This window comes from Spiroplasma endosymbiont of 'Nebria riversi', from assembly GCF_018831625.1.
Classification (GTDB): Bacteria; Bacillota_I; Bacilli_A; order Mycoplasmatales; family Nriv7; genus Nriv7.
Window position 1 is genome coordinate 1 of record NZ_CP065193.1, and the last position, 26,142, is coordinate 26,142.

General features: G+C 26.6%; 40 protein-coding genes and 1 pseudogene. 27 read left to right on the forward strand and 14 right to left on the reverse strand.

The window, feature by feature from the left end; translation table 4 throughout:
- Positions 1–1,217: 1,217 nt before the first annotated feature.
- The 14 genes from I5Q57_RS00160 to I5Q57_RS00220 form a co-directional block, all read right to left on the reverse strand.
- A complete protein-coding gene (locus tag I5Q57_RS00160; protein WP_215826253.1) occupies positions 1,218–1,487 on the reverse strand; it encodes a hypothetical protein in 270 nt (89 codons plus the stop codon).
- A 696-nt stretch (positions 1,488–2,183) separates the two neighbouring features.
- Positions 2,184–2,558, reverse strand: a complete 375-nt coding sequence (locus tag I5Q57_RS00165) for a hypothetical protein (RefSeq protein WP_215826254.1) — start codon at positions 2,556–2,558, stop codon at positions 2,184–2,186.
- Between the two features lie 105 nt (positions 2,559–2,663).
- On the reverse strand, positions 2,664–3,185 hold the full coding sequence (locus tag I5Q57_RS00170; RefSeq protein ID WP_215826255.1) for a hypothetical protein: 522 nt from the start codon (positions 3,183–3,185) through the stop codon (positions 2,664–2,666).
- A gap of 199 nt (positions 3,186–3,384) precedes the next feature.
- Entirely contained in the window at positions 3,385–3,657 is a 273-nt protein-coding gene (locus I5Q57_RS00175) for a hypothetical protein (RefSeq protein WP_215825961.1), read from the reverse strand.
- A 30-nt stretch (positions 3,658–3,687) separates the two neighbouring features.
- Positions 3,688–5,169: a hypothetical protein gene (locus tag I5Q57_RS00180; RefSeq protein WP_215826256.1), complete on the reverse strand. Its 1,482-nt coding sequence runs from the start codon at positions 5,167–5,169 to the stop codon at positions 3,688–3,690.
- 3 nt (positions 5,170–5,172) lie between these two features.
- The gene (locus I5Q57_RS00185; protein ID WP_215826230.1) at positions 5,173–5,790 is read right to left on the reverse strand and encodes a hypothetical protein; all 618 of its coding nucleotides are present in this window, start codon (positions 5,788–5,790) and stop codon (positions 5,173–5,175) included.
- A 178-nt stretch (positions 5,791–5,968) separates the two neighbouring features.
- A complete protein-coding gene (locus I5Q57_RS00190) occupies positions 5,969–6,817 on the reverse strand; it encodes a hypothetical protein (RefSeq protein WP_215826257.1) in 849 nt (282 codons plus the stop codon).
- Positions 6,818–6,857: 40 nt separating this feature from the next.
- The gene (locus I5Q57_RS00195; protein WP_215826258.1) at positions 6,858–7,730 is read right to left on the reverse strand and encodes a hypothetical protein; all 873 of its coding nucleotides are present in this window, start codon (positions 7,728–7,730) and stop codon (positions 6,858–6,860) included.
- Positions 7,731–7,732: 2 nt separating this feature from the next.
- Positions 7,733–8,239, reverse strand: coding sequence for a hypothetical protein (locus I5Q57_RS00200; protein ID WP_215826233.1), 507 nt, complete (start codon positions 8,237–8,239; stop codon positions 7,733–7,735).
- A 79-nt stretch (positions 8,240–8,318) separates the two neighbouring features.
- Entirely contained in the window at positions 8,319–8,684 is a 366-nt protein-coding gene (locus I5Q57_RS00205; RefSeq protein ID WP_215826234.1) for a hypothetical protein, read from the reverse strand.
- The gene (locus tag I5Q57_RS00210; protein WP_215826259.1) at positions 8,662–9,105 is read right to left on the reverse strand and encodes a hypothetical protein; all 444 of its coding nucleotides are present in this window, start codon (positions 9,103–9,105) and stop codon (positions 8,662–8,664) included. Before I5Q57_RS00210 ends, I5Q57_RS00205 begins: the two co-directional genes overlap by 23 nt.
- A gap of 107 nt (positions 9,106–9,212) precedes the next feature.
- A complete protein-coding gene (locus tag I5Q57_RS00215; protein ID WP_215826236.1) occupies positions 9,213–9,752 on the reverse strand; it encodes a hypothetical protein in 540 nt (179 codons plus the stop codon).
- A gap of 527 nt (positions 9,753–10,279) precedes the next feature.
- Positions 10,280–10,408, reverse strand: a complete 129-nt coding sequence (locus tag I5Q57_RS09540) for a hypothetical protein (protein ID WP_256444886.1) — start codon at positions 10,406–10,408, stop codon at positions 10,280–10,282.
- Between the two features lie 66 nt (positions 10,409–10,474).
- Positions 10,475–10,657, reverse strand: coding sequence for a hypothetical protein (locus tag I5Q57_RS00220; protein WP_215825949.1), 183 nt, complete (start codon positions 10,655–10,657; stop codon positions 10,475–10,477).
- Positions 10,658–11,365: 708 nt separating this feature from the next.
- Here I5Q57_RS00220 and I5Q57_RS00225 point away from each other — a divergent pair.
- From I5Q57_RS00225 to I5Q57_RS00370, 27 genes and pseudogenes are all read left to right on the forward strand, one after another.
- Complete coding sequence (locus I5Q57_RS00225; RefSeq protein WP_215826260.1) at positions 11,366–11,515, forward strand: hypothetical protein; 150 nt, start codon at positions 11,366–11,368, stop codon at positions 11,513–11,515.
- Between the two features lie 183 nt (positions 11,516–11,698).
- The gene (locus tag I5Q57_RS00230) at positions 11,699–12,007 is read left to right on the forward strand and encodes a hypothetical protein (RefSeq protein WP_215826261.1); all 309 of its coding nucleotides are present in this window, start codon (positions 11,699–11,701) and stop codon (positions 12,005–12,007) included.
- 407 nt (positions 12,008–12,414) lie between these two features.
- Positions 12,415–12,645, forward strand: coding sequence for a hypothetical protein (locus tag I5Q57_RS00235; protein WP_215826241.1), 231 nt, complete (start codon positions 12,415–12,417; stop codon positions 12,643–12,645).
- Positions 12,646–12,660: 15 nt separating this feature from the next.
- Positions 12,661–12,903 (forward strand): hypothetical protein, encoded by a 243-nt coding sequence (locus I5Q57_RS00240; protein WP_215826242.1) that lies wholly within the window; start codon positions 12,661–12,663, stop codon positions 12,901–12,903.
- 28 nt (positions 12,904–12,931) lie between these two features.
- Positions 12,932–13,924, forward strand: a complete 993-nt coding sequence (locus tag I5Q57_RS00245) for a hypothetical protein (RefSeq protein WP_215826262.1) — start codon at positions 12,932–12,934, stop codon at positions 13,922–13,924.
- A 13-nt stretch (positions 13,925–13,937) separates the two neighbouring features.
- A complete protein-coding gene (locus I5Q57_RS00250) occupies positions 13,938–14,264 on the forward strand; it encodes a hypothetical protein (protein WP_215826263.1) in 327 nt (108 codons plus the stop codon).
- Positions 14,265–14,273: 9 nt separating this feature from the next.
- Positions 14,274–14,519 (forward strand): hypothetical protein, encoded by a 246-nt coding sequence (locus I5Q57_RS00255; protein ID WP_215826264.1) that lies wholly within the window; start codon positions 14,274–14,276, stop codon positions 14,517–14,519.
- A 189-nt stretch (positions 14,520–14,708) separates the two neighbouring features.
- Complete coding sequence (locus tag I5Q57_RS00260) at positions 14,709–14,894, forward strand: hypothetical protein (protein WP_215826265.1); 186 nt, start codon at positions 14,709–14,711, stop codon at positions 14,892–14,894.
- Between the two features lie 5 nt (positions 14,895–14,899).
- Positions 14,900–15,862 carry a hypothetical protein gene (locus I5Q57_RS00265; RefSeq protein ID WP_215826266.1) on the forward strand — a complete coding sequence of 321 codons (963 nt, stop codon included), beginning with the start codon at positions 14,900–14,902 and terminating at the stop codon, positions 15,860–15,862.
- A gap of 60 nt (positions 15,863–15,922) precedes the next feature.
- A complete protein-coding gene (locus tag I5Q57_RS00270; RefSeq protein ID WP_215826267.1) occupies positions 15,923–16,774 on the forward strand; it encodes a hypothetical protein in 852 nt (283 codons plus the stop codon).
- Between the two features lie 53 nt (positions 16,775–16,827).
- Positions 16,828–17,244, forward strand: coding sequence for a hypothetical protein (locus tag I5Q57_RS00275; RefSeq protein ID WP_215826268.1), 417 nt, complete (start codon positions 16,828–16,830; stop codon positions 17,242–17,244).
- 75 nt (positions 17,245–17,319) lie between these two features.
- Complete coding sequence (locus tag I5Q57_RS00280; protein ID WP_215826269.1) at positions 17,320–17,664, forward strand: hypothetical protein; 345 nt, start codon at positions 17,320–17,322, stop codon at positions 17,662–17,664.
- Between the two features lie 183 nt (positions 17,665–17,847).
- Positions 17,848–18,369, forward strand: coding sequence for an integrase core domain-containing protein (locus I5Q57_RS00285; protein WP_215826270.1), 522 nt, complete (start codon positions 17,848–17,850; stop codon positions 18,367–18,369).
- Positions 18,370–18,985: 616 nt separating this feature from the next.
- Positions 18,986–20,421, forward strand: a pseudogene (locus I5Q57_RS09250) (ATP-dependent helicase); the annotation flags it as partial.
- Positions 20,422–20,424: 3 nt separating this feature from the next.
- On the forward strand, positions 20,425–20,763 hold the full coding sequence (locus I5Q57_RS00315; RefSeq protein ID WP_256444941.1) for a 3'-5' exonuclease: 339 nt from the start codon (positions 20,425–20,427) through the stop codon (positions 20,761–20,763).
- 231 nt (positions 20,764–20,994) lie between these two features.
- A complete protein-coding gene (locus tag I5Q57_RS00320; RefSeq protein ID WP_215825616.1) occupies positions 20,995–21,276 on the forward strand; it encodes a hypothetical protein in 282 nt (93 codons plus the stop codon).
- A 154-nt stretch (positions 21,277–21,430) separates the two neighbouring features.
- Positions 21,431–21,805 (forward strand): rolling circle replication-associated protein, encoded by a 375-nt coding sequence (locus I5Q57_RS00325; protein WP_215826275.1) that lies wholly within the window; start codon positions 21,431–21,433, stop codon positions 21,803–21,805.
- Positions 21,796–22,089: a hypothetical protein gene (locus I5Q57_RS00330; RefSeq protein ID WP_215826276.1), complete on the forward strand. Its 294-nt coding sequence runs from the start codon at positions 21,796–21,798 to the stop codon at positions 22,087–22,089. Before I5Q57_RS00325 ends, I5Q57_RS00330 begins: the two co-directional genes overlap by 10 nt.
- A 122-nt stretch (positions 22,090–22,211) precedes the next feature.
- Positions 22,212–22,424, forward strand: a complete 213-nt coding sequence (locus I5Q57_RS00335; protein WP_215826277.1) for a hypothetical protein — start codon at positions 22,212–22,214, stop codon at positions 22,422–22,424.
- Between the two features lie 164 nt (positions 22,425–22,588).
- On the forward strand, positions 22,589–22,819 hold the full coding sequence (locus tag I5Q57_RS00340; protein ID WP_215826025.1) for a hypothetical protein: 231 nt from the start codon (positions 22,589–22,591) through the stop codon (positions 22,817–22,819).
- 15 nt (positions 22,820–22,834) lie between these two features.
- Positions 22,835–23,080, forward strand: coding sequence for a hypothetical protein (locus tag I5Q57_RS00345; RefSeq protein ID WP_215826278.1), 246 nt, complete (start codon positions 22,835–22,837; stop codon positions 23,078–23,080).
- A gap of 37 nt (positions 23,081–23,117) precedes the next feature.
- The gene (locus tag I5Q57_RS00350) at positions 23,118–24,101 is read left to right on the forward strand and encodes a hypothetical protein (protein WP_215826279.1); all 984 of its coding nucleotides are present in this window, start codon (positions 23,118–23,120) and stop codon (positions 24,099–24,101) included.
- A gap of 13 nt (positions 24,102–24,114) precedes the next feature.
- A complete protein-coding gene (locus I5Q57_RS00355) occupies positions 24,115–24,441 on the forward strand; it encodes a hypothetical protein (RefSeq protein WP_215826280.1) in 327 nt (108 codons plus the stop codon).
- Positions 24,442–24,450: 9 nt separating this feature from the next.
- The gene (locus tag I5Q57_RS00360; protein WP_215826281.1) at positions 24,451–24,600 is read left to right on the forward strand and encodes a hypothetical protein; all 150 of its coding nucleotides are present in this window, start codon (positions 24,451–24,453) and stop codon (positions 24,598–24,600) included.
- A 38-nt stretch (positions 24,601–24,638) separates the two neighbouring features.
- Positions 24,639–24,767: a hypothetical protein gene (locus I5Q57_RS09545; RefSeq protein ID WP_256444893.1), complete on the forward strand. Its 129-nt coding sequence runs from the start codon at positions 24,639–24,641 to the stop codon at positions 24,765–24,767.
- A 98-nt stretch (positions 24,768–24,865) separates the two neighbouring features.
- Positions 24,866–25,327 (forward strand): hypothetical protein, encoded by a 462-nt coding sequence (locus I5Q57_RS00365; RefSeq protein ID WP_215826282.1) that lies wholly within the window; start codon positions 24,866–24,868, stop codon positions 25,325–25,327.
- Between the two features lie 132 nt (positions 25,328–25,459).
- Positions 25,460–25,963 (forward strand): hypothetical protein, encoded by a 504-nt coding sequence (locus tag I5Q57_RS00370; RefSeq protein WP_215826283.1) that lies wholly within the window; start codon positions 25,460–25,462, stop codon positions 25,961–25,963.
- Positions 25,964–26,142 lie beyond the last annotated feature (179 nt).

A 26,142-nucleotide genomic window follows, 5' to 3' on the forward strand; every position in this document is an offset into this window, starting at 1 on the left:
TTATAATTCTAATTAACATAAGAAGTCATTTTATCATTAAATAAGAATATATTATCCATTTTAAAATTAATGTGTGATTTGTTTCAATTTCGAAATTATATTTTCCTTTTCCAAAATAGCAGAAAATTCAAATCGCTTAAAATTACTTATTTCTTTTTCTAAAAAAATTTACATTGCTTAGTAATCTCAAGTTTATTTATTTCTTCAAATCACCTAAAAGTACTTAATAACGTCTCTAATCCTTTTCCATAGATGCTCATAACACTATTTAATTTTGTTTTTTCAACAATGCAATTTAACAAAATTTTTACCGTAATTTCCATCTGCTAATTTTATATCTTTTGGCAGTAAACTAGGGGTGTCGTTTGGTTCTAATTATTAATTAATGGTAGTCAATTAAACTGGTTACTATTCAATTTAAATAATTTGATTTGCGATATATCGTTATTAACTAATTGAATATTATTATTATCAAAATTAAAGTACTCTGATTTTAAAACAACTTCTACATCTTTGAATTTATAATATCCATCATCAAGCAACGGAACTGAAATAAGCTCAAAATAATAAGGTATAATAGTTTGTAATCATCATTTAAGCCCATATTATTGACAATTCAGAAAGATATATTCAGAAAGCATCAAATAATTTGTTTAAATATTTGTGCCGATGGGTGCTTTATAATTTTGGATTTTCAAATTTTCAGTACTCAAAAAGATTAGTAATAAAAATTCGGGTTTTTGACCAACAAATTTATTTTCTTTCAATTTGCAATATCATTATAGGTTGATTAGTATCTTTTAATATATGTTGCATGTTCAAAATTAGTGCGATAGTTATAAGTATAATCTAACATGTCTAATAATACTTTTTGTAAGCTATCAATTTTAAAAAATTTCTTTAAATTCTAATTCCACTCTATCATAATCTTTAGTTAAATTTATGAGGTAGAATCTAGACAACTTGGCTCAAGCCCGCCAATAGCACCGGGTAAAGTGATTGTTTCATTTAAAATAATATTTTCTTTTAATAAATCTACCGGTAGACAACCAAGAGGTACACTCTGATATTTTTGTGTATTCTAGTAATATTCATTGATGTTACTCTTGCATCAATAAAACTTTTTTTCTTGATTCTGTTCCGCCACCAACCGTAATCAAATCTAAAGCACTTTTCTCATTAAAAACATTTTGCTTTTTTCTCATGCTAAAACTTGGCTAGACTTCATTGTTGTAATATTCTAACTTTTGTTCAGTTTCAATCGGCATTGATAGCATTGGTAACATAACCTTGTCATTTTCTATAAATAATCGCGGATAACCTTCCACACCGTTTACTTCACCAATTAATTTAATATTTCCAAATAAAGCTTGCCGTGGAAATTTAATAGTAATTGCTTTAACCTTTGTATCTTCAGGCAATTGTTTTTGAATACGCACGATAACGGGATTAGAACCACGAACTTTAAAATCTTGCGCCCGTACCAAAACCGTTTCCTTGGTTACTTAATTGATTTTGGGGCATAGCGTTCGGTGTAAGAATTTATAATATACAATTCATCCAAATTATTTTCGTTTGCCGTTCACCAATAGAAACAACATGAAGATTAAATTTGCCGTATAAACTTTCATCTGAAAAATTATAGTCTTAGCATCGACCATAGTATATTCAACACTGTTATCTTGAATATTAGTAGCGTTGCAAACATCTAATTCTAAATTAAAGTCACTAACTTCATAAGCAATCGTTTTTTTTAACTTCTATATGGTCAATATATAAAATTTTAACAACATTTGGAGAAAAGTGTATAAATTAGGTTTATTTGCGTTTTTAATAAGGTTGTTTAAAGGATAAATATATAATTCGCGTTTTCTTGTTTCGTTATAAATTGTATGTAAGTCAGGGTCTGATTGTTCGGTGTAATTTGCAAAGTCCAGTGGAGTATTATCAATTGCATAATCACGATATTTTGTTTCATTTTCTTGATTTGGTTTAGTCTTTCAATCCGCAATTTTATTGTCCTTTCATATCAATATTATTAATTTCTTTACCAATTGTGGTTGTTACATTCAAATTGACTTTGATTGTCATTTTTTCAAGTTCTTTCGAAATAAAACCGTTACCATTCAAGTCGCGGTCAAATTTAATTAGAAAGTAAATAAAATTTGAATGGTCTTCTTCTCTTAATAATATTTTTGCTCAAGCATATTGTTAGTTTGAATATTAACCGCCGAACTTTCTTGGCGAGTTTTGTTGGGCCCCTTTATGATTGCGGGTACATGCATCCCGATCCGTTTATTAATCTCGGTCACATTTCAATCATATAAATAAGTTAATTCTTTCCCTCTAAATTGACCGTTAATAGTAGAAAAGGGTATTGGATTTTGGGCTTGATCATAATTCATGACTAAAACATGATTTTTAATAAAATCATCAATAATCTTATTTACATTTTTTTGAACATTACCAACAAGTGAATTCGTATTAATAAGAAACCTTGTGGCGTTTAAAATCGCATCTAGAATACTTTGTTCATAAAAAATATCTAAAGCTTTCAATTTATCTTCAACACCAGCGATGTCAGCACGCTCACTTGGTAAGTTAGAAAAATTGCAATTGGTATGTAGTTAATTTCTAAAACTTGTTTAATATTTAATTTTTCATTATTGCGTTGTTTTTTCAAAATCATTAACTTTTATTATTGTTTGTTCCAATTTGGATGTGCCATTATTGTCAACAGTTTTTTTAGTGCTTAGTTCATAAATTTCACGCGTAATTTTTATTTTGCTGTTTTCTAATTGGTAAGTTTCGTACATGCGTAAATTAAGATTATTTTTCTTATAGTCGTCGTAAAAAATTGTACATTGAATTAAATTTCCCAACACATCATATTCCCGCTCTGCTACTCGTATGGTTTGAAAGTTCATAATTCCTTGATTTAAAAAAATTAGAAATGCTGAAACACCAATATCACTAGCTCGTTTCTCATTAATCCAGTTTTTACTTTGAAAATCGTTTTTATAAAGTCATGCTATTATTTTTGGTGATAAATCTTGTTGACTAATATTAATTCCCAATTTCTTAGGAGTTAATGCATTAGCTATAGTGTCGGACACATACGATTTATAATAATCTTCATGACCAAAAGGGGCAAAACCATACATTCGTAAAATTGATTTTTCCATTTCGCGTTTTTTAACTAAAACATTATCATCTTTGTCACTAAATCATTTTTTAGTAACCGTAATGGCATTATTTATTTTCCAATTCTTTAACTTGTTTTTTTAAAATTTCAATTTTTTCAGAAATTAATTTTCCCAAGGTACAAGTCCTAAAGTAATAAAGTTTAAAAAGTAAATTAACATTTTTAATCAAAATAATTTTTTAGGCATTATTTTTAACTCCTCGTTTTGGTTTATTAATATTAATTTCTTTTTTATTAGCGTTATTATTTTTGATAGCAATAACCATATCAATCTTATTATTTATAATCATTAATTTGGTATCAATTTTATTTAACGCTTCTTTATTTTCTTGCTCCATTTTTTTCGCCTCCTTTTTTGTTTTTAAAGCTGAGATTATTCCTGTAATGCCGGCCGTTCCACCCAAACCACCAATAATTGCTGTAAAAATACTTGCTACTGTTTCTGAATTCATATAATACTTTCTCCTTTTTTAATATCTAATTTATTTAACTCTTGCACCTAACCCAACATAAATATGTGCCATTAAACTAGTATTTCGTGGGCGAGTTTCATTTTCGCCATATTCTTGTGTTTTGGCGTCAAAATTAAAATTAAAAGAATAACCAGGAACTCAATCTCCATCTTCCGCAAAATATCTTCGAACTTTAAAAGCTGCATATCCGAGATTATTATTATTTAAATTGGCAGGTTCATTACGGGTTGTCACATTAATCCATTGTAAATCAAGAATAGCTGTCATCTCTTTTGCAGCTTTAAATTTGATATTGTGATAAAAGTTAGAATTTTTAATGTTCGCCATATAACTATCTACTCAAATTTTATGGTTATGGCTCTCAACAGAGGCTTTTTGTTGTTGAAGTAATTTATTGGGATTATGTCTAATAAAATCTCCTTCACCTAAAGATGGAGTTACAAGTTCATCCCCACCAGCAAGAATGATTGTATATGCTTTATCTTGAAGAGCAAATCAACCGTTTTCAATTTTCTTTTTACTGCTAAATCAAACAATTGTACCAATAAAAGAATTTTGCAATAATTTAAAATTATTTGTTAGTATATTAATTTGTTTTTGTAATTTTGCCGAAAAATCAGCAGTTGTAGCATGCGTATAATCGCCCTCTTGAGGATTAGGTTGTAAAACATTTGGTGGTAAAGTACCAATCTGCTTTGGGAAAGACACCGTTAAAGTTTCTGTTTCATGTTCATAATCAGAATTTGCATATTCTTCAATAACTAAATTAGTTACAGGACCTCTAAGATTAGGATTTTGGGGGCATGTGTAATCCTGGCAGCGACTTTGAAAAAATTTTAATTGTTTTTGTAAAGTAAAACGATTATTACTTTCTTGAACAAGTAGGAGGTGATTTAGCAGTTTATTATCAGCATCATTTCGTTCATTTTTTTCTTTATTATCAGCATCAATTCGTTCATTTTTTTCTTTTTCTAATAACTTATCAACAACAAATTTACTGTAATACAAACCTAAATCAATCATATTAGCATCAACTGTATTTTCATCATTATAAGGAATTAAGAAATTTTTTAATTCTGTAAAATTAGCTAATGCTTTAACTCTTTGTGGGATCATATCTTGAGTGTTATTTGCTAGAGTAGAGGCAATATAACTTGTATTAGAAGTATTCAAATTATTTGTTGCATCAACAAATAATTCAACTGGTACTCCGTTAAACACTCAATGCTCAATCAAAATATAAATCATGTCCATTACGGTTTCTTTAATTTCATCAGGAAAAGTAGTAAATTCTCACTTGTTAAAGATAAAGTCAAGATACATGTTGCAATCATTTTGAGATCTTAAAGCGAAAGTTTTAAATCAATCATCAAAATTAGCAAAATTTAAATCTTTATATTTAGAAGGTATAGCATCTAAGGTTCCGGTAAGTGGTTTGATAGTATGATAACCATTAATGGTTATATTTGGTCAAAGTTCTTTTAAGAGCATTTTTTATCACTTCCGATTTAGTTTTTTATTGATAGTAGTAATTTTTTTAGTTATTTGTTTTTGGATTATATTTTTAGCATTAATTTTCAAATTAATATTTTTGTTTTTAACAAGTGGTCTAACAATGCGGTTTTTAACATTTCGTCCAACAATTCCCTTACCCAAAACACTATCAATGGCTCAATTAACATAGTTGTCTTTATTAAAAACTTGATTAAAATTTTCTTTAATTTTAAATAAATTTCCTTCTTTATAACGGTCATAAGTTATTTTTAAAAGCGGAGTTAAAACTCGATATAACTTTATGCTATTGATGTAAAATTCTTGAACATTTGCTGGTAAAAATGGCATTAAAGATAATATATTACCTTTAGTTTTACCTCAACCAATTGATCAACCACTTTCATACATATAAAATTTAAAAGGACTAGATGCAGTTATTAATTGTTGTAATTTTAAAGGGGTAGTAATTATTGGTCCTATTGGTCGATATTCAGGATTTTGGTAGTAAATTGTAATTGCAATATCTGTTAGTATTCCTGTTGGTTTAACTTTGACTGCAAAAAAGACATCAGATATTAATGGCAATAAAGTGCCATCGGCAATTATTTTCTTTTGCACTCTTGAAACAATGTTCTTAAAATTTGTATATTCTTGAATTTTGGTTGTAGTCTTTAATTCTATCTCTTTAATCGTTTTTCTTACAGGCTCAAACAGTTTATTTAAACCTTTTTAAATTTGATGTGTTGGCGACAATTTTTGTAATTTTTTTGATTTTTCCATAATTTTATTAAATCTTTTAAGAAATTGAGAACGAAAAAAATTTTCTGCTCGTAAAGTTTAGTGATAATAATGTACCTTGACGCATTCCTGATTTTTGCATTTGGGTAATTAAATTAAATCAGTTTTCCGTTGGCATTTTTGAAATTTCATTAATGTTTGTTCCATAACGATTTAAAAATTGATTACCTCATTTTTCTTTAAATATCCTTGTTTTAGTTACAAGATTAGGATTAATTTTTCTTAGTAATGTTTCCATTTCCAAAAGTTGACCTAATGTTGTTACATTTGCACTTTTATAATTCTTAACAAATTGTTTTCGTGCCAAAAATCCTAAATGATTAAGCATAGTTTCTTTAGTTGGTTTTTTAGTATAGTCAAATCAAGTTTTATATTTGTCAAGAATAATTTTTTTATTATAAACCTGCGAAATAACCTGCTCTAAATTATTAGTCGTTGTTATTCCTAAGTGATTAATAATTTTATTTTCTTTCGCTAGATTAAAAAACTTTGTTGTTTTATAAGCTCTTGACATCTTACTAATTTCACCAATAGCTGGCGTTAAATTAAGTAAAGTGCTTATTGTATTACTTTGTTCTTTATAAATATCATATACTTGATTAATTGTAAAATCAGTTACAACACGCACACTTGAAGCAATTAATTGGGATGTTAAATTTGATAATCCAGCACTTAGAGAGAATTTTAGCGACAAACCGGCAGTAAATTTTGCTAATAAAATACCAATGACTTGCATACCTACAAATTTTAATAATTCCAGTAAAAAATCATTTTCTTGTTTTCGGGGCATTCGCGTAGTTTTAATAACTCTCAACTGCAAAGCAGTTATATTAGTTCCAATGGGCAAAATTTAAAAAAGGCTACCTATCTATAGCCTAATTTCCTTTTTAATCATCTTTTTGACCTTGGTCTCCATCTGGGTCTGGTGTTGATTTATGATAATGAACCATTTTGGCTAAAGCAACTTTACCAGTAAAAAATTCTCGTTCAGCGATATAAACTTGCCCCATATATTTTTCATCTGTATACATACCTACATCCATAGGCAAATTAATACCTGTAAATGTCGCATATGCCAAAGTATTAACTCATATCATATTAACATTCTCGGGCAAGCGAGATTTGGGTACTTCAATAGTTATACAACCATTAACAACAACGACAACTCCGTTAACCATGCCTAGCACGCCATCAGGAGAAGCGGTTACCAATTTCGCATAAGTAGCTTCGGTCACTACATCAGCCGTCGCGAGCAAGAAGCCACTTGTCCACTCATTTTCAGAATTGACAACAGCAATTCGCATTTTTGCCATTTCTTCAAGAATTGTGTTTTTAGTAATCGGTTTTGCGGTTGCAATTGCTGTACCACCAGCCACTAATTGTTCAGCATCGTATTTGTCATAAATTTCAGCCATTTGTTGGCGAAGACGAATAATCTTACTTTCAATGAATTTGGGACCTACTGCTTTACTCCCTAAACGTCCTATGCGTTCTTGAATATCAATTACCTTGTCCAAAGTAGCTTCTATTTTTTTTCTCGTTGCATAGTTAGATTTGGAACCAGTATTTGGGTCTCATGTTCTATTAATAACTCCGTCCGTTGCAAGCGGAATAACTACTTTCTCACCATATTCAAATTCGGTAAAAGCTATTTCATTTGCAAAAAGTTGGTGAATTAAACTTCCTGTTCGTGGAAATTCGGGTCTTCATTTGCTTGAAACCAATGTTCTTAATTGGTCAACATTAATAAAAAATGCCATTATTATTTATCTTCCTTTCTTTTAAACATTAACTCCTGAGGGGTTAAAGCATCTGATGAAAAAATTATTTCTTCTGAGTTAGAAGGGTTAGTATTTTTATCATCAGCCTTATTTGGAGCGCCTCCTGTGTCTAATGTGTGTTTAATTTTTGGCATCGTGGCCACAAAATTATTAATATCATTTTTAATTACTTCAATATCATTTTCAAAATTAATTGAGTTTTTCACAAAATTAATAAATTGATTATCAATATTAGCATCTTGAATTAATTTATTAATTTCTTGTTCTTTTTTAAAAGTTAAATATTCTTTTTCTTTGTCGGCAAGTTTTTTTAGTGCATCCGTTTCTCTTTGTAACAGATTTTTTGCTTTTTCCTGAAAATTAGCAGTATAGTCATTTTGCTCAGTGAAGCCACGATATAAATTTTTCACCTTAAAAGTTCCATCAGCATTTTTTTCGGGTTGTCCGTCTTCACCAATAAAGACGATTTTTTTATCTCTAATTTTCATTTGGTGTGTACTCCTTTTTCAAATAAAAAACTCATTTGATATTCTAATTATTGAGTTTTTCTAATTATTGAGTTTTTAGCTATTTATTTTTTCTTTTTTTTCCAATTTTTTTAAATTTTTCAACCTCAATGCTAAAAAATGTTTTGTGGGTGGTCTTATTTGGATAATAACGATTGTGTAATTTTCCCTCAATTAAAATAATATCGTGTTCTTTTAATTTTAAGAATTCTTTTTGCAACTTTTCTTCATAAATAGAGAGCGTTGTGTAGTTAAGACTCTCCCAACTAACTTGAACATTAACAACTTTAATAACAACACTACTAATAGCTATTTTTTGCTTAAATTCTGTGATTTTGGGAATATCTTTTAAAATAACTGTCAAATTTACAAAATTAACATAATTAATTACTTCATTTTCTTTTTTAATTTTTAGTGCTTTTAACATTTTGTTTTACCTCATTACCCAAAAAGTATTGAATATGCTTTCACGCATCGTGCTCGTGTTTGGTAAGTTTTAAGTTTCCTTTGTAAAAAAATCCTTTCTTTTTAGAAGGCTCTTGTCTAAGAAAGTGCCAATGATATTTAAACCTTAAAAGACTGATTATTGCTCCGATAAGCTCTGAGGTTGCTAAAGGATTGGTAATCGTTCTACCTTTAGTTAAGAAAAAATTTTCAATAATAAACACTGGCTTAAAATTTTCTATTCTTTTAAAATTATCAAATAATTTTTTAATTTTAAAAATTGCTTGTTCAACGCTTTCAGAAATTATTGTTTCGTTAAATTCAATGCATGAATTTTCAAAATTCCAAACAACAATACCAGTAGAACCGATTCCTGCGGGATCAATACCAATTATATAATTCATAAACTAAATAATTACCCTATGACAACTACATTTTTTGTTCTAATTCAGTTTTTTTATTAATAGAATATATAAACTTTTGACAATAATCTTTATCTGATTCATCCACATTAAATCATGTTTTCATTTTTTAATTCCTTTAATTTTCTATAAACAATTTGTTTAGGCAAAACATTATGACAAATATAAGCAGTTTCACTTGGTGGATTTTTGCAAACTATACCATTATAAGCAATAAACTTTATTCTTTTATTAAAAACTAATAACTCACACTGATCTATTTTTTCTCTAATTGGTTTTAATGCAATACTTACTAATGGTATTAACATCGCAAACGGTTTACCTAAATTAAATAAATGTTCTATTACTTGCTTTCTTTTACTAAATGGAGGGTTAGAAATAATATAATCATATCTATCCACATCACTTTTAATGTAATTAAAGAAGTCAATTCCATCTTCAATATGACTATTTCAAACTTTATGCCCATTTTTTTCTAAAACACATACAAATTCACTATCAATTTTATCAAAAGGGCATAAAATAGTACTATTAGGTTTTAAAAATTCTAAAATTGATTTAATCACATATTTCTGTGTGTATCATTTATCATTAACATTAATTTTATTTAATAAATTAGAATTTAACATAATTAACTATCAATTCCTTTCTTAATTATTTTTAATTTGTCATTCTCTATTTTTAATTCTTGTTTTTTAGTTCATTTTGCTTGTGGCACAAAGCAATTTTGATAATCATAAGTTTTTTTTAGTTTTCCGCTTACAATAATTTTCTATTCTTTTAAACTAACATTGCAATGATTTTTCTTTCAATTGACAATTAATTGCTTTTAACGCTGTAATTAATTCTTTATAAGAACATTTTTGGCGTAATGCTTTAAGTCAATAAAAATGTTTATTTTCCATTAATTAATCTTCCTCAATTATTTCTTTATAAATAATTCATTTCCGCGGACGAACGGCTTTTTTCTTGTAATAAATTACAGTTTCTAATGAGTGTACTTTTCTTTTAAAATTAGGGTCATTACGCGAAAACCCATAATAGCGTTCTACAATTTCAGCAACATTATCATAAACACCGACTAACTCATTAGTTTCGCAAGAATATATAACATAACAATATTTTTTAGACATCTCGTACTTGTGCAAGATTTAATCTAATTTAAATCAGTTTCTTTTAGTCATTCGGGAATAATATAATTAAAATTAATATCTTTATCAAGTTCAGATTTTTTAATATTTTCTAAAAATTTTTGTCGATTTTTAATTTTCACTTCTTCATACAAATTAATAATTTCTTGCCCCTTAATGGTTGTAATTTTGTGTGCACCGTTGGCATCATACTTAATAACTTAATAATCATTTTCTGTAAAAATACCGATCACCATCTGATTTGCATATTTAATTGATGGGTATACTAGTTTTCGAGGAACTCAAGAAACACCACCACTATTGGTAATTGATAGTAAAATCACATTTGTTGTTTCAGCAACAATATATTTTTTATTCAAAAATAAATTTTTTAAGTTAGTCATTATTTATTAACTCCTCATATCAATAATTTTTTATTTTTTGTAAAAAGATAATATACATCCTTCCTTATATGCAATTTCCTAGTTAGCTAACATAGTTAACTATCTAAATAAATCTATGTTATCTCTTTTATGTTAACTAAGTTATGTTAGCTAACTAGGTGCGAGAAATGCTGGAAATTACCAAAAAGCATTTTTTGGCACACCTAAAAAGTGTTCTCATATTTACAACACAACTTTTTAAATAGAATTTAGTTTTTGTTCGAACAAGTTAATAAATTAATAAAGTTAGTTTAATTTTATTAATTAAAATACCTACCTCCTTTAAAAAATTATTGTTAAGAGGAGCATTCTTACTGGTCTAAAATGTCTGTGTTACCTTACATATAATTTTTTTAATTTTGTAGAAACCATATACATATGACAAGATTTTGGTTTCTACAAACTTGCTTTTAATTAATAAATAAATACGAGCTCATTTATTTATTACAAGAAATATAAGGTTAAATTAATATTTATTATTTTTAGTTATGCCTTGTATTTTTTTGTGCCTTGATAGTAATAAACTAAGTTAATTAGTAAACGAAGTTTACTAACAAATTTTGTTAAACATAAATGTTTAAAAAAATAAATATTTAACTTAGTTAGATAACTAAGTTAAATATAACTTAGTTTAATATAACTAAATATATTTGTACGGAAGGTGTGTATGTGAGAAATATTGAAAATATTTTTTTAAATACTAAAAAATATCTTTTAAAAGAAACACAAAACGCAATTCTTATTAAAGCACCAGAAATTCCGTGATTTAGTAATCCTATTGGTATTTGATTTTCAAAGCGATTTGTTTATCGAGTCTAATTTGATTATAGGACAGGAATTGTTAAATTTTTTTATTGTTGAAAAAGAGAACTATAAAAAGGATGTAAGTTTTAATTATTTTAAAAATTAATTTTAAAGGTGTTTTAAGGTGCCTTAAGAATAGAGGTAAAAACACAAAAAACACACAACACCATCTTGGTTGATGTTTATAGTGGTGAAGCAGTGCGGAAAGCGTATGCTCCGCCTGCTATAGTTATGGATGAGTTGAGTTATTTAACTAAGTTATTGCAATTTATTTTATTTGGTGTAGTAAAAAATAGTTTTGGAGTTTTAGAAATGAAAATGTGAGTTAGTGTGGATGATCCTGGCAAAGATTATTGTCAAGAGTTTATATATTCTATTAATAAAAAAACCGGATTAGAACAAAAAAATTGAGCGTCTAAATTTGCAGTTGATTCTGTTAGAACTGATTTAGTTGGTGATAATTGACTTTGTGTTGATTTTGTTGAACATAATTGTTTAAAAAAATAAATTAATTAGAAAATTAAGGAGAAAAGAAAGATGAGTATATTTGGATTAGTATTTTTTACTATTTTAACATTATTACTAGCATATTATATTGCAGTTAATATTTATCGGTTTTTTAAAGATAACAAGAAATATGGTAGTTAAGCAAAACAGTTGCCAAAAGATTTTACTTATTCACAACGAATATTTATTGCAAAGTTTAAGCGAAATTTATTAGAACAAGATGAAAAAGAAATTAAAAAGTAGGTTTAGAAAATGTTTAAAAAAATAATTATTGAGTTAATTGAATTAATTTATCCAACTGCCGATTTACCACCCCAAGTTGTATTTTTGTTTTCAATTTTAATAATTGTAATGCTCTTCTCAGCAATTATTTTTCTACTCTTTTGACCTTTTAAGCGGTAATTATTATGTTTTTAGTTGCTTGAAAAGATTTAGATTGAGAAATGACAAAATTGTATTTTTGAGATTTATTTATCCAAATTACAACTATTCCGGCGTGAGTTTCTGGTAAAGAAATTGATTTAACCAAAGAACTACCTTGACTTTTAATAGCAAATATTGCGTTTTGAATGGTATTAGTATTCATCGTCTTATTTATGGTTATTTTGTTTTATAAAGTTAAATCATATTTTGTTTAGAAAGGGGGTGATTATATGTTTAAAACTTTTCTTGATGTAACAACACCGCCAGTAGCAATTACTGGTGAGCAAGCGGTTACTAACTTATGAAAAGCATTAATTAAAGCATTTGGTAATATTTGAACCGATATTATTGGCGGTAATATGCCAAATGTTGTTAATTTCTTTGCTACATATTGATTTTTCTTGCTTAGTGTGATTATTGGTTTATTTTTAATTGCTTTCAAAATTTTTGAAAAATTAATGCCCGGCAGATAGCAATAAAAATAAAGAAAGTGTGATTTAAGTGATGCTATTTTTTAAAAAAATAAATTTAAGATTATATGATTTTGTTGCTTTAAATCGCACTTTATTTATTATTGCGTGATTTTATGGTGCGATTTTGCATTATTATAATCCCCAAAGTTGAAGAATGTTATTTGATATTATTTATTTATTAATTGCTTTGTATATTTTATATACTAAAATTTCTCATTTTTTTGCTCGTCGTAGTTTTATTAATTTCTTATTAAATTCGCCTTTAAATTTAGTAATTGGTGCCTTAGGGACTGGAAAAACTGCTTTAATGGTTTTAGCTTCTTACTTATTGAGCGGTTGAAAAACGATTTCTACTTTTCCGATTACGGATAAACAAATGCTTTCATTAGGGCATATGTCTTTATTAGATTATAATTATCCGATATTAGAAGAAAAGCATTTGCTGTTATGAGATGAAACCAACTTATTTTTAGAAGGAACTGACTATAAAGAAAATGATAGGGCGGCCCAAGGTTTACAAGAATATTTCGCTTCAGCACGGCAGTTTACTCATATCGTATTAGCAAGCGGACAACGAGCCGAACATATATGAGTTAAAGTTCGTGATATTGCGAATTCAATAATTGTTGGCATTAGAAAAAAACCAGTTAGCATCTTTCGTCCTTATTTACAAGTTATTTATGGTACTTTTAAATCGGTAAGCGAATACGAACAATGACGTTTAACTCTAATTAATGCAAAAAATGATAAAAAAGGTCGCAAAATCAAGTATCGTAGCATTCCGGAATTAGACATTTATTTCTTTAAATTGAAAATTCCGATGTCAATTTTAAATCTTTACGATAATAAATATTTATCATTCTTGCGTGAATTAAGTAATCGTGCTTTGAATGATAATTATCAACATAAATTTTGAAATGATAATGTAATGGATATTGAAGCATTAGAATACTTAAAAATGGAAAAATTTAGTAAGATACTTACTAAGTTAAAAAATAATCTGAAGAAGAAAAATAAATAAAGGATTTTAAAAAATGGAAAACTTAGAAAAAATGGCTAGTTTAATTGGCGATATGTTTTATAAAGTTTTTGATTTAATTTGAACTTTAACTATTCCCGGAACAGATATTCGCATTATTATTTTTCCGCTAATTATGCTTGTAATAAATCTTGTAATTGGTGGTATTTTAGGTATTCATATTGAACGACCAAAAGTTGGTTTTCGTAAAAAATATCAAAAATCAGTTGCTAATTGAGGAGCTAAGAAAAAATTATCTAGTGGTCCAATTAAGAAATTTAGTGGTAATAGCCCTAAAAACAGACCGTGAGTCGACCAACATGGACGGCGAATAAAAAGGTAGGTTTTTAAAATGTTTAAATTGATAATATTATTTATTCTTGTTGCTGTTTTTTCTATTTTTGCTTTAAACGACTTTTTAGGTTTATGAGCCTATGTGCGTGAGGGTTTAGAATATTTTAATAAAGTTCTATCAAATAATATTAAAATTTTAGATTTTTTTAAACCAATGATAAGGTTATTTTCTCAACATCCGATTTTCCAAATTTTAGGAACGATTTGTATTTTATCAACAATATATTTAATTTTAAGGAGTTAAAAAATGAAAAAGTTAAAGAAAATATTAAGTATTAAATGATTTAAAAGTGTTTTAGGTTTTATACATTTTTTTATTATACTTCATAGATTTATTACTCTAATTTAAATATTTTTAACAAAAATTCGAACTAACACAGATGAGTTTTTTAAAGATTTTATATTGTTTGATTTCCAAAATGTAGTTCTCAAGGTGTATTTTTGATTATTAATCGTTTATTTGTTAATAACTGGTATTAAGTTAATTATTAGGGGTTATTATTTTAATAAAGTTTTTAGAGAGCATCAAATGCAAGTTGTTAATTTCAAATGCCCACTACATAATTATTATATATTTTCTGACGCTTTTAAAGCGATAAAAAAGAGTTTTAAGGTGTAGATGAGATGCACAAGATTGTTTCTTGATTTATTATAATGTTTATTAGTTTGGTACCGCTAGGAGCGTTCTTTGATACAAAACAACCACCAAAACCTAATATAGAACAATTTTTTATGAAACGAGAAAAACGAGCTACAAACCCCAGTCAATGTGGCAATAATTGTGAATTAGAGTTTGTTAGCATTAAAAATACTTTTTTTAATGTAGAGAGTTTTGGCTCTGCTGGAAGAATAACTTTTTATGATGAAAGTGTTCGTTTTCCAGATGATATGTCTGAAAAAAGCTTTTTAATCGAAAATCAAAGTATTAATAATCCTATAAAGGATTTTTTTAAACGAGAAGGTGTTTATAAACCAAAACCATCTGAAGATATATTGACTACTTATGGCTGAGAAATTCCTAAACTTGAAAGTATTAAAGTGTCATTTGTTTATTTAGATAGATATCAATTAAATAAACCACAATATTTTATAAGTTCATTTTCAGCTAAAGTGCCACTACAACCAGAGAAAGATAACGAGCAACCGTTACCTACGGAAATAAATAAAAATGATGGTGAGTATGATTATACTCAGTTTCAAGATAAATTAGATTATTTAATGATACAACGTCGAGATTTTGATAAATTTAATTATAGCTATTTATATTGAGTCCCAATTTTTAATTTCTTTGATGATAATTTTAAATATATGAGTGAAATGTCAATTAAATTAAATGGTTTTAAACAAAATAGTAAATTTACTTTAATTCGCAAATCTCATTGAAATGAGTCATTAACAGAGAACATTATTTTTACAGAACTTTCCTTTTCTAGTTTTGGTGATGTTATTACTATAAAAACTGACGGTACTGACCTTATGGGTTATAATGAGTTTTTAGAGAATGGTAAATCAATTTTAAAATTTGGGTCACGAGCAAGATTTGGAAAAAATTTTATCAATACCTTTTTTGGACAAGTTAAGTATTAGGGTAATACTTTCGATATTTAACGCTATGATGACAAATTAAAATTTGATTTTAAAGATTTTATGCTTTATTACCAAAAAGATTTAACTGTTGATTTTATTAATGGTTTATTTAATAAAATTTATAAAGTTTTAGGTGGTTTTTTCGTACAATTCTTTTATGCAAGTTTTGATATGGATACTTCTACTTATGTAGAATTAGATTACAAAGGAATGCAACAAATTCCTAAAAATGTTTTACAAATGGGCTTTTTCTATCGCTCCTTAATTACTTTTTATCCTAAACAATATTTAATTAATTTTGATTCAACAATAGAAAATAGTAAGAATATGATTTTTCGTTCGTATTTTTTTGTGAAAGATAAACAAATTGCTAATGATTTTAAAACTGGTAAAAGTTCTTATCAAATAGATTTTAATTTGTTAAAAGCATATGATAACCAATTATGGAATGTTACTAGCAATAAACTGCATTTTTACAAGGCCAAAGTTGATGTGATGTATGGAATTAATATTTTTACGCTAACTTTTCCGCTATATAAAAAGAAAAATGAAAGTACTGAATATCATTATTCTTTATACGATTTTAACATTTTGAATTCAACGGCTTTTATTGGTGGCGGCATAAGCGGTAATATGGATGACTTAATTCCAACACCCAACTGTTCTTATTGAGGTTTATTTAGTGCCATATCTTGTGGTATTCAGCACGCTTCTGTTAGTGTCTTAAATTGATTACTTGGTCTTTCTGGGATTAATCTTTTAATTCGCCCCATTGCTGATATTGCTAAAACAACGATTAATTTTACCAAAACCGCTTTTCCAGTGTTTGAAGTTATTCCAGCATTTCAGATGTTATTTGAATTTGTAGTGTCATTAGCAATCTTATTAATGATATTAAAAAAGTTCTCTTAAATATTGCCAATATTTTTTATAATATAATTCCTTTGAAAGGAGGATTTTTCTTTATGCGAAAATTTTTATCAGCTTTAAATTTAGTATGTGTAATGTTTATTTTTGGATGTAGAAGTAATGTTTCTGAAAAAAAATTACAATTTTCTAGTTTAAATAATACATTTTTTAATGTAGAGAGTTTTGGCTCTGCTGGAAGAATAACTTTTTATGATGAAAGTGTTCGTTTTCCAGATGATATGTCTGAAAAAAGCTTTTTAATCGAAAATCAAAGTATTAATAATCCTATAAAGGATTTTTTTAAACGAGAAGGTGTTTATAAACCAAAACCATCTGAAGATATATTGACTACTTATGGCTGAGAAATTCCTAAACTTGAAAGTATTAAAGTGTCATTTGTTTATTTAGATAGATATCAATTAAATAAACCACAATATTTTATAAGTTCATTTTTAGCAAAAATACCTAATTAATTAGCAATTTTAATAAATATGTTTGAAAATCGTATTTTTTGTAATACGGTTTTCTTAATTTAAGGAGTTTAAAAAATGAAATATATTATTTCCCAAGCTGATTTAGCAGATTTAAAAGCAAAAGCACAAAGTTGATTAAGTGCCAGTTGTCGTAATCCTTATTACTATAAAACTAAAAAACGCAATATTGAAGAAACTACTTTAACAAAACTTATTAAAAAATATTTTAAGGGTGCAACAAAAACTTTTTATCGTTGGGCACAAAAAATTATGACTGCTTATTATTCTGACAATTTAAATTTGTTATTGTTTAAAACTACAAAGCCACAAAATCTTAATTATCAATATAGTTTAAATTCTCGTGAAAAAGTATGTGATTTATATTTTGATTACAAAAATCTTCAAGCCGGCGGAATGTAGTCTTTATTTAACAATTTAAAAATTGGTTTTCACGATGTTAAAAATTCAGAAGTTCCTAAAAATATCAAAACTTTTTATCGTTGAATTAAATCTGACCCTCGTTGAAAAGAATTAAAACAACAAATCAAACAAACTAAACGCCATTTTAAGCGTTATGAAGTTTCCGGAATTGGTCTTTTACAAATGGGTGCCAAAATTATTACTACATCAAATTTTCCGGTTGATAAAAAATATTACATTTATGATTTCATTGACGAAATGACACGCATAGTATTTGGTTATGTTTATGATAGTTTAGGAACCAATAATGCCATTAACGCTGTACAAAGATCAATGAAAGATTTTAGCGAACTTGGCATAACAATTAAACGCCTTCGTACTGATAATGCTCCGGAATTTACCACTACTAATTGAAGCAATAAAAAAGCATATAAAGTAAAAGAAAGGCCTTTTACAACCTTTCTTTCAAAAAGCGGAATCGTTCACGAAACGACACCAATTCGTTCGCCTCAATCCAATGGGAAGATTGAACGATTCCACCAACATTATAACAAATTATTTTATTCCAAGGATAAAAAATTAAATCAAGATGAACTTCAACATTATCTAAACAAATATTATTACTTTTATAACTTTGAACGCTGTCATTCATCATTAAACACTAAAACACCATTTCAAACATTACAAAAATTTTTAACAAAGTAATTTTTATAATTTTGAATAATTATTTTTTATATAATTATGTTTATTAAATTTTAAAAGATTTATTTTTTGCTCCTACATAGGTAAACCAAAATTAACTTGAATTGCATACTGATTTCTAAATCAACAATTGTTGGTGGCACATTCCGCTTCCCGCTATTGTTATTGTCCCTAAAATTCCTAATAATTTTTTCATATTAATTAAATTCCTTTCGTTAATTTTTACTAACTAATAAAATTTACCAAATAATCAACAGCCTTTCTCCAAATTTTACAGTCTATTTAATACAATTTAATTATACCATATTAGTAGATTTTTACTGAATTTTTTTAATTAGTAAAAAACCCTCTTGTGTTTGTCATAAGTCTGTGGTATATTATATAATTTTTTTAATTTTGTAGAAACCATATACATATGACAAGATTTTGTTTTCTACAAACTTTTAGGGGATGTATTCTTTTGGCAGTAATATTTTGTATCGAATGCGATAGCGAAAGTTATGTTGTTGGTAATAAAAATGCAGTTGTAATCTGTAATTCTTGTGACAAAAATGGCTTTTAAATTTTGAAAGAAGTTATAAATTTAAAACATTTAAACGAAAAGCAAAGATTAGCTGTTTTAAGTAGTGAAGGCACTAATAGAATTATAGCTGGTGCAGGAAGTGGCAAAACAAGAGTTATTATTTATAAAATTGCTCATTTAATTCATAATTTGGCCATTAATAGTAGTCAAATTTTAGCGGTAACTTTTACTAATAAGGCAACTAATGAAATGAAAAGTCGATTAAATGAATTGGTTGATAATGATGAATCTAAACATATATGAATCCATACATATCATGCTTTTTGTGTTAGGGTTTAAGAAGAAATATTATGGTTTTAGGATATACAAAAAATTTTATTATCATTGATACTGTTGATAAAATTAATATTTTAAAAAATATTAGTAAAAATAAGCAATATAATTTTGATAATAATGAAATTAAAAAAGTTAGTAGTATGATTTCTTATTTAAAGAATAACCAATTATCTTATTCTGTTGTTATTAACAACGCCTTTTATTATGAATATAAGCAGCAATGATTAGAAATTTATAAGATTTATTTACAATATTTGTCTAAAAATAATATGGTTGATTTTGATGATTTATTAATATTAACTTTGAAATTATTTTCTCAGCATTCAGAAGTACTACAAAAGTGACAGAAACGATTTTCTTATGTTTTGGTTGATGAATTTCAAGACACTAATGAATTATAGTTTCAATTAATTAATTATTTAGTAAAAATACATCAAAATATTACTGTTGTTGGCGACCCTGACCAAACAATTTATTCTTTTCGAGGGGCAAAAGCAAGATTAATTTTAGATTTTAATAACTATTTTCCTAATGCGAAAACTTTTATTTTTAATCAAAATTATCGTTCAATACAAAATATTTTAGATGTTGCAAATATTCTTATTAGTTATAATCATTCACGAATTACTAAAGATTTATTTACAATGAATAACCTAGGTAACAAGATAAAACTATATTGTGGTAATACTAGTATTTGCGAGGCTAATTGGGTAATTAAAGAAATTAAAAAGTTAGTTGAAAAAAATATTTTATTAAAAAATATTTTAATTCTTTATCGTGCTAATCATCTTTCTCATCATTTAGAATAGGCATTAATTAATAATTATATTAATTATCGTATTTATGGTACTTTTAAGTTTTTTGAAAGAAAAGAAATTAAGGATGTTTTAGCTTACTTAAAAACTTTAGTTTATGGTGATGAATTATCAATAATACGAATTTTGAATTTAATTAAAGGCGTGGGAATAACAACAATTAACAATTTAATTGAACAATCACAAAATAGCGGGCAATCGCTTTTAAAATATTTAATGATAAATGTTTCTAGTTTAAAACCATCAATAGTTAAATTAGTTACATATTTAAAAGTTTGAAAAGAAAAACTAAAGTCATATAAAAAAATAACTTATTTAGCACAAGATTTTTTAAAAAATGGTACTTACTTACAACAATTAACAGATGGTTTTGAAGAATAACGCTTAGAAAATGTTAAACAATTATTTAATCATATGGAAAATTATGATTTGCAAAATTCTGATTCATTACAAGGGGTGGAATTATTACAACATTATTTACAAGAAGTTAGTTTATATGTTGATCAAGATGAAAATTCTGTTGTTCAAGATAGAGTTAGTTTGATAACAATTCATAATGCTAAAGGGTTAGAATATGATTTTGTATTTATTATTGGTTTAAACGAAGGTATTTTTCCTAATACTTTAAGTATTGAAGATGGAATTACTGCTATTGAAGAAGAACGAAGAGTTTTATATGTTGCGATTACAAGAGCAAAAAAAAGGATTATTTTTAAGCTATAGTAAAGGATTTTCTTATATAGCTAATAATTATTGTTTACCTTCAAGATTTATTGCAGAAATTGATACTAGTTTATTAGAAATTAAATTTAATTAACAGGACTTTTAAATTTTGTGAAAAGCTATTAAAAGCTTAATATTTATAAATATATTAGATGTGGGAAATTTATATGAATAACTAAATCCAAACAAGTTTTAAAAATGAAAGAAAAAAATTAAAGGAGTTAAAAAATAATGTTTAAGATTAAATTAGTTAGTATAAAAAGAAAAGTATTTAAAAACAAAGATTGTTCTGTGATGTCAGGTTACTCTGACGAATTTTTGAGGTATGAAAATGATTTATTTGAGCCTACTGGTGAACAAAAAGCTTTATGAATTGATGATAACAATCTAGAACAACAAGAAATTTATAAGTTGTTAAAAGAAAATGTTAAATCATTTTTTAGTTGTGAATTAACTTTTGATAAAAATCCTAAAATAGTTAATTTGCAAAAAATTGAATTATCAAAAAATTAAAAAAACTTGTTCAATTAATTGGTAATCATTTTTGGTCTGCGAAGCGGTGCGGAAGGCGTATGCCCCCGCCCGCTAGCTGTTTAGTCGGCGAAGCCGACTATTACTTGATTTAAATAACATAACTGAACGAAAATCTAAAATAGGGTCATAAAATATGAATTTACAAGCTCAAAATCCGACTGATTTTTATATGAAAACTATTTATTACGGTCAATACATTCGTAATGTTGTTATGACCTTAGAACGGATCAAAGCAAATACTCGTAATGTTAGTGGTTTAAAGAACAAAGGAGAACGAGAAACCAAAATGTTAAATAGTAATGTGCGTGCTAAATGTAGTGATGTCAGAAAGGCATATCATAATTTTTCAGTTAAAGAACTTACATTTTTAACTTTAACTTATAAGTTAAATGAAACAGATGTTAAAAAATGTAAAAAAGAATTAAAAAAATTTTTTAGAAATATAAAATATTATTTCAAAAAAAAGAATAAAGAAATTAAATATTTTTATACATATGAATGTCATTAAACCAGTATGACTTAAATATCAAGGCTTATCAATTATCATATAACTGTCAAAATCCCATTACTAGAAAACAAGTATTTACCGATACTTTGAATAATATTGTTAATCGAACTGTAAATTCTGAATTTGTAAAATACTTAAAATCAACAGTTAACAAATTTAAAACTAAAATGTGCGGAGTAATCTATGAATTTAAAAATATCAATTATGTAGAATTTGAAAGTGAAAATTATGCTTCGTTAGAAAGTTTAAGGTTTAGAAATCAATTAAGGAAAATGAAACACTAGGAGTTAATAAGTATGTCTCGTAGTTATATCGTTATGCATTCACTATAAAACTTGGGAGTTTAAAAATGAAAATATGAGTTAATTTAAAAGATAAAAATTAGAAACTTAAGGAGAAAAGAAAGATGAGTATATTTTGATTAGTGTTTTTTACGATTTTAACATTATTAATAGCATATTATATTGCTGTTAATATTTATCGGTTTTTTAAAGATAAAAAGAAATATGGTAGCAAAGCAAAGCGGTTGCCAAAAGATTTTACTTATTCACAACGAATATTTATTGCAAAGTTTAAAGGAAATTTATTAGAACAAGATGAAAAAGAAATTAAAAAGTAGGTTTAGAAAATGTTTAAAAAAATAATTATTGAGTTAATTGAATTAATTTATCAAACTGCCGATTTACCACCGCAAGTTGTATTTTTGTTTTCAATTTTAATAATTGTAATGCTCTTCTCGGCCATTATTTATCTACTCTTTTGACCTTTTAAGCTGTAATTATTATGTTTTTAGTTGCTTGAAAAGATTTATATTGAGAAATGACAAAATTGTATTTTTGAGATTTATTTATTCAAATTAAAGTTATTCCGGCATGAGTTTCCGGCAAAGAAATTGATTTAACCAAAGAACTACTTTGACTTTTAATAGCAAATATTGCCTTTTGAATGGTATTAGTGTTCATCGTCTTATTTATGGTTATTTTATTTTATAAGGTTAAATCATATTTTGTTTAGAAAGGGGGTGATTATATGTTAATAAATTTCTTAGTAGAAACAATAACTACACCAGTAACAATTACTGGTGAACAAGCGGTTACTAACTTATGAAAAGCATTAATTAAAGCATTTGGTAATATTTGGACTGATATTATTGGTGGTAATATGCCAAATGTCGTTAATTTTTTTGCTACATATTGAGTTTTCTTGCTTGGCGTGATTATTGGTTTATTTTTAATCGCTTTCAAAATGTTTGAAAAATTAATGCCTGGCAGATAGTAATAAAAATAAAGAAAGTGTGATTTAAGTGATGCTATTGTTTAAGAAAATAAATTTAAGATTATATGATTTTGTCGGTTTAAATCGCACTTTATTTATTATTGCGTGATTCTATGGTGCGATTTTGCATTATTATAATCCTCAAAGTTGAAGAATGTTATTTGATATTATTTATTTATTAATTGCTTTGTATATTTTATATACTAAAATTTCTCATTTTTTTGCTCGTCGTAGTTTTATTAATTTCTTATTAAATTCACCCTTAAATTTAGTAATTGGTGCCTTAGGGACTGGAAAAACTGCTTTAATGGTTTTGGCTTCTTACTTATTAAGTGGTTGAAAAACGATTTCTACTTTTCCGATTACGGATAAACAAATGCTTTCATTAGGGCATATGTCTTTATTAGATTATAATTATCCGATATTAGAAGAAAAGCATTTGCTGTTATGAGATGAAACCAACTTATTTTTAGAAGGAACTGACTATAAAGAAAATGATAGGGCGGCCCAAGGTTTACAAGAATATTTCGCTTCAGCACGGCAGTTTACTCATATCGTATTAGCAAGCGGACAACGAGCCGAACATATATGAGCTAAAGTTCGCGATATTGCTAATTCAATAATTGTTGGTATTAGAAAAAAACCAGTTAGCATCTTTCGTCCTTATTTACAAGTTATTTACGGCACTTTTAAATCGGTAAGCGAATACGAACAATGACGATTAACTCTAATTAATGCAAAAAATGATAAAAAAGGTCGCAAAATCAAGTATCGTAGCATTCCAGAATTAGACATTTATTTCTTTAAATTGAAAATTCCGATGTCAATTTTAAACTTTTATGATAATAAATATTTATCATTCTTGCGTGAATTAAGTAATCGTGCTTTGAACGATAATTATCAACATAAATTTTGAAATGATAATGTAATGGATATTGAAGCATTAGAATATTTAAAAATGGAAAAATTCAGTAAGATACTTACTAAGTTAAAAAATAATCTGAAGAAGAAAAACAAGTAAAGGAGTTTAAAAAATGGAAAACTTAGAAAAAACGGCTAGTTTAGTTGGCGATATGTTTTATAAAGTTTTTGATTTAATTTGAACTTTAACCATTCCCGAAACAGATATTCGCATTATTATTTTTCCGCTAATTATGCTTGTGATAAATCTTGTAATTGGCGGCATTTTAGGTATTCATATTGAACGACCAAAAGTTGGTTTTCGTAAAAAATATCGAAAATCAGTTGCTAATTGAGGAGCTAAGAAAAAACCATCTAGTGGTTCAATTAAGAAATTCAGTGGTAATAGTCCTAAAAATAGACCGTGAGTTAATCAACATGGACGGCAAATAAAAAGGTAGGTTTAGAAAATGTTTAAATTAATAATGTTATTTATTCTTGTTTCTGTTTTTTCTATTTTTGCTTTAAATGACTTTTTAGGTTTATGATCCTATGTGCGTGAGGGTTTAGAATATTTAATTTTCAAAGTGTATTTTTTAATGTTTATCTTTGATTATTAATCATTTATTTCTTAATAACTGGTATTAAGTTAATTATTATGGGTTATTACTTTAATAAAATTTTTAAAAAGCATCAAATGCAAGTTGCTAATTGTGAATGTTCACAACATAGTCAATATAAATTTTCTGATGCTATTAAAACAATGAAAAAGAATTTTAAAGCGTAATGAGATGGATAAGATTATTTCTTGATTTATTATAATGTTTATTAGTTTGGTGCCATCAGGGCGTTCTTTGATACAAAACAACCACTAAAACCTAATATGTGGAACAATCCTTTATAAAGCGAGAAAAACGAGCTTCAAACCCTAGCCAATGTGGCGAAAGTTGTGAGTTGGAGTTTGTTAGTTTAGATAATACATTACTTATATATCCATATGCAGTTGAAAATATAGGAAATTTAATTTTTTACGGTGGTATTAGCCCTTTACCTAGTGATATAGAAGAACGATTTAGTAATTATATAAGTTTTGAAATTCAGAAAGGTGTTGTTCTTGATAAAATTGTAAAATTTTATAAAAATAATCGAGTTTATGGCACTTATAAGAGGTTTAATTTTGACACAGGATATCTAATTAATAATATTGTTAATGTTAAATTTTCTATTAGTTTTAAAAGTACTGATTATTATATAACTTCCTTCTCCGCCGAAATGCCCCCTTTACCCGAAAAAGATAAAGAACAACCATTACCTACGGAAATAACTAAAATTGATGGCGAATATTAGTATAATCAGTTTCAAGATAAGCTAGATTATTTAATGATATAACGGCGAGATTTTGATAAATTTAATTACTCTTATCTATATTGAGTCCCAATTTTTAATTTCTTTGATGATAATTTTAAATATATGAGTGAAATGTCAATTGAATTAAATGGTTTTAAACAAAATAGTAAATTTAATTTAAGTCGCAAAAATTTATATCCACCCGGTTTCATTGAAAAAGTTATTTTTAGAGAACTTTCCTTTTCTAGTTTTGGTGATGTTATTACTATAAAAACTGAGCATGGTAGTATTGTGGGTAATAATGAGTTTTTAGAAAATGGTAAATCGCTTTGAAAATCTGGTTCAAAAACAAGTTTTGGAGGAGATTTTATTAATACCTTTTTTGGACAAGTTAATTATTATGGTAATACTTTCCATTTTTTACGCTATGATGATAAATTAAAAACTGATTTTAAAGATTTTATGCTTTATTACCAAAAAGATTTAACCATTGACTTTATTAATGGGTTATTTAATAAACTTTATAAAGTTTTAGGTGAGTTTTTTGTACAATTCTTTTATGCCAGTTTTGATATGGATGCCTCTACTTATGTAGAATTAGATTACAAAGGGACGAACGATTTAGTAATTATATAAGTTTTGAAATTCAGAAAGGTGTTGTTCTTGATAAAATTGTAAAATTTTATAAAAATAATCGAGTTTATGGCACTTATAAGAGGTTTAATTTTGACACAGGATATCTAATTAATAATATTGTTAATGTTAAATTTTCTATTAGTTTTAAAAGTACTGATTATTATATAACTTCCTTCTCC